The sequence below is a fragment of the Pseudomonas sp. WS 5532 genome, assembly GCF_012985445.1.
GTDB lineage: Bacteria > Pseudomonadota > Gammaproteobacteria > Pseudomonadales > Pseudomonadaceae > Aquipseudomonas > Aquipseudomonas edaphica.
In genome coordinates this window covers 1-5872 of sequence record NZ_JAAQWK010000019.1, presented here as the reverse complement: position 1 = coordinate 5872, position 5872 = coordinate 1, and the positions used below count along the sequence as shown (strand labels likewise).

The 5872-nt window shown below is 57.7% G+C and carries 3 protein-coding genes; 2 read left to right on the top strand and 1 reads right to left on the bottom strand.

What is annotated here, in order from left to right; all coding sequences use genetic code 11:
• The first annotated feature begins 510 nt into the window (after positions 1-510).
• The gene (gene macA, locus HBO23_RS25780; RefSeq protein ID WP_017134518.1) at positions 511-1662 is read left to right on the top strand and encodes a macrolide transporter subunit MacA; all 1152 of its coding nucleotides are present in this window, start codon (positions 511-513) and stop codon (positions 1660-1662) included.
• A 3-nt stretch (positions 1663-1665) separates the two neighbouring features.
• Positions 1666-3624, top strand: coding sequence for a MacB family efflux pump subunit (locus HBO23_RS25775; RefSeq protein ID WP_170040244.1), 1959 nt, complete (start codon positions 1666-1668; stop codon positions 3622-3624).
• 819 nt (positions 3625-4443) lie between these two features.
• On the opposite strand, the gene HBO23_RS25770 is transcribed toward HBO23_RS25775, so the two are convergent.
• On the bottom strand, positions 4444-5622 hold the full coding sequence (locus HBO23_RS25770) for an integrase core domain-containing protein (RefSeq protein WP_170040243.1): 1179 nt from the start codon (positions 5620-5622) through the stop codon (positions 4444-4446).
• Positions 5623-5872: the final 250 nt, after the last annotated feature.

The window sequence follows — 5872 nt, the reverse complement described above, 5'->3', positions numbered from 1 at the left end:
GGGGGGAATGCCGGGTACATATCCGTTGTTTTTGTGATGGCGACTTAGGGTTCCGCTCTTACAGCGGGTCACTTTTGGCAAACGCCCCAAAAGTAACCAAAAGGTCTGTGCCCCACCACTCGGTGCCTCGCGTAGGCTCGGCATGCCCGCACTCCGGCTTGAATCCGTGGGCCGCCGCGATGGGCCATCCTTGGCCCAGCGCGGCTAACCCGGCGTCCTGCCGGGTTACCCACGGATTCAAGCCTGCGTTCGGCCATCGTGGTTAACGGGGCGCCTCAGATCAAGATCAAAAGCAGAGCACGGCGGCCTAGTAGCCGACCTGAGTGGTTAGATCAAAAGCGAAAAGCGGAGTTGCATATACCTGGGATCTGCTTTTCTGTGGGAGCTGGCTTGCCTGCGATGCAGACACCTCGGTGTGTCAGGCACACCGAGTTGATGCTATCGCAGGCAAGCCAGCTCCCACACTGGACCGTGCCGTTTTAGGCCCTCTTCATCTTTTTATGGTCATTTATGGAAAAGTCAAAGTTTCGCAAAATTGGAATGCTCGCGGTGTTGGCTGTTGCCATTGGCCTGGTGGTGTACACGGTGCAGGCTCCTGCCGATGCGCCGCAGTACCTCACTGCCACGGCTGAGCGCGGTGATATTGAGAATGCGGTGTTGGCCACCGGTTTGCTTGAGGGCATCAAGCAGGTCGATGTTGGCGCGCAGGTGTCGGGGCAGTTGAAGTCGCTCAAGGTCAAGGTCGGCGACAAGGTGAAGAAGGGCCAGTGGTTGGCGGAGATCGACCCGCTGATTCTGCAAAACACCTTGCGTAAAGCCCAGGTGGATGAGGAAAACCTGCAGGCCCAGCGCCGCGCCACGGCGGCGCAGCTCAAGCAGGCCAAGTCGGTGTATGAGCGCTACAAGGGCTTGCAGGTGGATGAGTCGGTATCGCGTCAGGATTTTGAAGACGCCGAGTCCACGTTCCAGGTGCAACAGGCCAACCTGTTGTCCCTGGATGCGCAGATCAAAAGCGCGCATATCCAGATCGATACCGCCAAGGTCAATCTGGCGTACACGCGCATCGTCGCGCCCATTGACGGCGATGTAGTCGGCATCGTCACGCAGGAAGGCCAGACCGTGATCGCCAACCAGTTGGCGCCGGTGCTGCTCAAGCTGGCCGACCTGGACACCATGACCGTCAAGGCCCAGGTGTCGGAGGCCGATGTGATCCATATCAGCCCCGGCCAGCAGGTGTATTTCACCATCCTGGGTGAAGCCGACAAGCGCTACTACGCCAAGCTGCGTGGCACGGAGCCGGCGCCACAGAACTTCCTCGAAACCCAGACCGCCGGTACGCCCAAGCAGAACACCGCGGTGTTTTACAACGCGCTGTTCGACGTGCCTAACCCGGACCATCGTCTGCGCATCGCCATGACCGCCCAAGTGCGTATTGTGCTCGACACTGCCCAGGCGGCCTTGATAGTGCCGGTGGCGGCGCTTGGTGCGCGCAATAACGACGGCACTTACCCGTTACGGGTGCTGGACGCCAAGGGCAAGGCGCTGTCGCGGGATGTGAAAACCGGCATCAATAACAACGTCAAGGTGCAGATCCTGGAGGGCCTGGCCGAGGGCGACAAAGTCGTGATCGGCGACGCCAGCCCAGCTGTGGCGGGGAACTGAGCCATGACCCAACCCCTGTTGGAGCTCAAGGGCATTACCCGCAGTTTCATGGCCGGCGAGCGCGAGTTCATCGCACTCAAGGGCATCGACCTGACGATTCATGCCGGCGAAATGGTCGCGATCATCGGTGCCTCGGGTTCGGGCAAATCCACCTTGATGAATATCCTCGGCGGCCTGGACTACGCCACCGCCGGCAGCTACAAGATCAACGGCATCGAGACCCGCTCGCTGGGCGATGAACAGTTGGCGGAACTGCGCCGGGATTACTTCGGGTTTATCTTCCAGCGCTACCATTTGCTCGCGCACTTGAGCGCCTTGCATAACGTGGAAATGCCGGCGATCTACGCCGGTACGCCCGAGAGCCAACGGCACAGCCGGGCGCGCGACCTGCTCACGCGCCTGGGCCTGGCGGGGCACACCACCCACCGCCCGAGCCAGCTCTCCGGTGGCCAGCAACAGCGCGTAAGTATCGCCCGGGCCTTGATGAATGGCGGTGAGGTGATCCTCGCCGACGAGCCCACCGGCGCCCTCGACACCCACAGCGGCAAGGAGGTGATGCGCATCCTCGCCGAGCTGCACGCGGCCGGGCACACGGTGATTATCGTCACCCACGACCCCAAGGTGGCGGCGAACGCCCAGCGGATTGTCGAGGTGTGCGATGGTGAAATAGTCAGCGACAAGTCCAATGACAGTGTGGGGCTGGATTTGCCCAGCGAAGCGCCGATTGAGCCCAAGCGCAGCGGCGCTCGGCGCCTGGTGGCGAGCCTGGGGTTGTTCAAGGAGGCCTTCAATATGGCCTGGGTCGCGCTGATTTCCCATCGCATGCGTACCTTGCTGACCATGCTGGGTATTGTCATCGGCATTACCTCGGTGGTGTCGATTTCAGCGATCGGCGAGGGGGCCAAGCGTTATGTGCTCAAGGACATCCAGGCGATTGGCAGCAACACCATCGATATCTTTTCCGGCACCAGTTTCGGCGACAGTCGTGCGTCGGCCATCGAGACGTTGATGCCGTCGGATGTGGAGGCGTTGAATCAACTGTATTACGTCGACAGCGCCACGCCGGTGGTAGGGCGCAACCTGTTGCTGCGCTTTGGCAATATCGACCTGGATGCGCAGGTGAATGGCGTCAGTGATCGGTATTTCAAAGTGAAGGGGCTCAAGCTCGAAGCCGGGATTGCCTTCAGTGAAAGTGATGCGCGGCGTCAGGCGCAGGTGGTGGTGATTGACCACAACACTCGGCATCGCCTGTTCGGGCCGAACGTGGACCCACTGGGGCAGGTGATTTTGGTTGGGAACCTGCCGTGTACGGTGATCGGGGTGACGGCTGACAATAAAAACATGTTCGCTGCCAGTAAGGCGTTGAACGTGTGGGTACCTTATGAAACGGCGGCGGGGCGGCTGTTGGGGCAGCGGCATCTGGACAGCATTACCGTGCGTATCAAGGATGGGCAGCCGAGCAAGGTGGTGGAAGACAACGTTAACAAGCTGATGCTGCAGCGGCATGGGACCAAGGATTTTTTCACCAATAACCTTGATAGCATCATGCAGACGGTGCAGAAAACCAGCCGCTCCCTGGCGCTGCTGTTGTCGCTGATTGCGGTGATTTCGTTGTTGGTGGGTGGGATTGGGGTGATGAATATCATGCTGGTGTCGGTCACTGAGCGCACCCGTGAGATTGGGATTCGCATGGCGGTGGGGGCGCGGCAGTCGGATATTCGCCAGCAGTTTCTGGTGGAGGCGGTGATGGTGTGTTTGATCGGCGGGGTTATTGGGATTTCGTTGTCTTACGCCATTGGGTATCTGTTTTCGCTGTTTGTGAAGGAGTGGGAGATGGTGTTTTCCGTGGGGTCGATTGTGACGGCGTTTGCGTGTTCGACGTTGATCGGGATTGTGTTTGGTTTTGTGCCGGCACGGAATGCGGCTCGGTTGGACCCGATTGAGGCACTGGCGCGGGATTGATTTTTGTTGGTAGTGTTTGATGGGGGTGGGGGGTGGTTTGCTGGTGTACATATCCGTTGCTGCGGTAACGGCTGAGTAGGGTTCCGCTCTTACAGCGGGTCACTTTTGGCAAACGCCCCAAAAGTAACCAAAAGGTCTGTGCCCCACCACTCGGCACCTCGCTTAGGCTCGGTGTGCCCTCACTCCGGCTTGAATCCGTGGGCCGCCGCGATGGGCCATCCTTGGCCCAGCGCGGCTAACCCGGCGTCCTGCCGGGTTACCCACGGATTCAAGCCTGCGTTCGGCCATCGTGGTTAACGGGGCGCCTCAGATCAAGATCAAGATCTACAGCACGGCGGCCTGAAAGCCGACCTGAGTGGTTAGATCAAAAGCGAAAAGCGGATTTGCATACACCTGGGATCTGCTTTTCTGTGGGAGCTGGCTTGCCTGCGATGCAGACACCTTGGTGTATCAGGTGCACCGAGTTGATGCCATCGCAGGCAAGCCAGCTCCCACCTTAGACCGAGTATGGCTCTGCTGTTGCTGTTGCTGTTGCTGTTGCTCCGGCCCTTACATCCTTTTCGATGACGAAGTCAGCGGTCTTTTGATCTGCGCTTTTGATCTTGATCTGAAATCGCCCCGTTAAACACGATGGCCGGAATCTGACAGTGATTTGGGGGGTAAACCGGCAGGGATGCCGGTTTAGCCGCGCTGGGCCAAGGATGGCCCATCGCGGCGGCCCCCCAAATCACTGGCGGATTGCGGGCATGCCGAGCCACAGCGAGGCACCGAGTGTTGGGGCGTGTACGGGACAACCACATGGGTTACACAAAAGTGCATTCACATAGGTAACACTTTGAGTGAAATATAGCCGTCCTTGTCTGCATTCCTCGCATCCACTTGTCCGAGGATCACTGGGCCGAAAATAACAGCCCACACATCGTCGCTCAGCATCTCCATTCCAGTAGTCTGGTATTTCAGTAAATGCCCCACATAAATCCGCAGACCTGACCGATAAATCATCCCGTTTGAGTCAGTCCGGTAACACTCAATATGACTTGCATAACCCATCTCCGGCAGTTTCTCAGGATAGGCTCGAGGTGAAGGTGAATAGCATGAAGCCGGTGTTTTCTGGCTCAGCGCTTCATGCCCTCGCTCGTAATTGTAGTGCTGTATGAAACGATCAAAGTGTTTCTGCTGAGACTCCCAAGCAACCGCAGGTGGATTGGGCAAAGTGCTTTTCAGTGTTCGGTGCATACGCTCGTGCCGGCCATTTTGGTCTGGCCGACCAGGCTCGATACGCTCTGGAATGATCCCCAGCCGTAGCCACCAGATCGACAACTGTGACAGCCCTCCGCGCCCTGTGCTGGCAAACGGCACTCCGTTGTCAGTACGGATCCGCTCAGGCAAACCATACTCGCGAAACACCCGTTCGAACGTCTCTTGGGTCTCCTTGAAATTGGTGCTGGGCATGCTCTGACAGGCAAGCAAGAAGCGACTGGCATGGTCCATGATTGTTAGCGGATAACACCATACGCCCGCACCTGTCAGGTACTGGCCTTTGTAGTCAGCGCTGAAAAGCTGATTAGGTACATCTGCCTTACGTAACGGTTTTGGATAGACAGCAACCTTTGGCCGCAGGGGTCGCGGCGTGATCAGATCGGCTGCTTTGAGGACGTTATAAATAGTCGTTTTCGAGGGCGGATCCTGGTCAGGAAAACGCCTTATCAAATCACTCTGGATCTTTTTCGGACCAGGGATTGTCTCGCCTATAGAACGAAGTTCGATAATCGCCTGCTTTACCGTCAAAGGCACCACATAAGTCTGGTGGTGCCGACGGCGACTACGCTCATCAAGCCCGCTGGGGCCTTCTGCTTTGTATCGCTCGATCCACTTGTAGCCGGTCTTTCGGCTGATTTCATAGTCTCGACATAGCTGGCTAAGGCTGTGTTTTCCAGTCAGGTATTCAGCGACAAACATCACTTTGAGGTCCATAGGTTTCAGCTCTTTCCAGGGCATGGTCAGATCCTCACGAAATCGACCCTGCCAGTTAAAAACTGTTACCTATGTGCGTGAACTGATTTGTAACCCATGTGGGTGAGTCATACCCGCGAAGACTTTTTGGTTACTTTTGTGTCTCTATGTACGGACCGGACACATGGTTGACGGGTGTGCGGGGACATGGTGGACACTTCTCGGCGAAGCCAGCTTCGCCGGGAGGCCATCATGCCCTGGAACACGAGAGACGCCATGAGCCTAAAACAAGAGT

Coding starts and splice junctions, on each gene's coding strand:
- macA (WP_017134518.1), top strand. CDS start 511: ATGGAAAAGTCAAAGTTTCGCAAAATTGGAATGCTCGCGGTGTTGGCT.
- HBO23_RS25775 (WP_170040244.1), top strand. CDS start 1,666: ATGACCCAACCCCTGTTGGAGCTCAAGGGCATTACCCGCAGTTTCATG.
- HBO23_RS25770 (WP_170040243.1), bottom strand. CDS start 5,622: ATGCCCTGGAAAGAGCTGAAACCTATGGACCTCAAAGTGATGTTTGTC.